We start from the raw sequence: 774 nt of genomic DNA, 5'->3' as shown, positions 1-774 counted from the left end.
TGCAGTTGCCTCCAGTGGGGACTGCCTTAACCGCAGAACACGTTCGTCATCTTCAAAAGCATACGAAAAAGGTCGTTCTAGCTTATGACGGAGATGAGGCTGGACAAAATGCTACTTTTAAAGCCTTGGAAGAACTTCATCAGCTCCAAGTTGATATCGTAACCTTCCCCTCTAAGATGGACCCGGATGAGTTTTTATCAAAGAACTCGCCTGAAGAGTTAGCTCGCATCTTAACGAAGTCCCGATTGAGTGATGTGGAATTTCTGATCCAGCATTGGAAGCCGGAAAATCCAGAAAATTTGCAGTTGCAGATAGAGTTTGTCGACCACATCGCGCCTGTCATTGCACAGACCAAGTCGATAACGGCCCAGAATTCCTACATCCTTAAGGTAGCTGAATTGTTACAGGATTTTACGCTAGATCAAGTGGAACAGGCTGTGAACCAATCACGGCTTCAAAAAAGGCAAATCCGGACTCAAACTGGTCCGAACATGCCCGATTCTTCTACAGACCGATTGGACAGACAAGAGCGACATGTCCTGCCTCAGCAGCCCCGCATTAGTAATTTACGACGGACGGAACACCATATCCTGTATCGCTTGTGGGAGCAACCTTATTTATTAAATGAATTTCGCTTAAATCCAGACTTTCACTTCGAGACACCGGAGTTGGAGCGTCTATATGAGCTTTTGAAGGATACAGGAGAGATTTCTTCCTATGACCTCGCTCAGGTAGGAGGGGAGGTCCGAGAAGCTTGGTACCTTGTCTTAGAAG

The 774-nt window shown here is 46.4% G+C and carries 1 protein-coding gene; it reads left to right on the top strand.

Annotated features, from left to right (window positions below; all coding sequences use genetic code 11):
* On the top strand, positions 1-774 hold a 774-nt coding region (locus tag STRDD13_RS08695), incomplete at both ends, for a toprim domain-containing protein (protein ID WP_231852571.1).

The sequence above is a fragment of the Streptococcus sp. DD13 genome, from assembly GCF_001578875.1.
Taxonomy (GTDB): Bacteria; Bacillota; Bacilli; order Lactobacillales; family Streptococcaceae; genus Streptococcus.
This window is presented reverse-complemented; position numbering and strand designations above follow the sequence as displayed.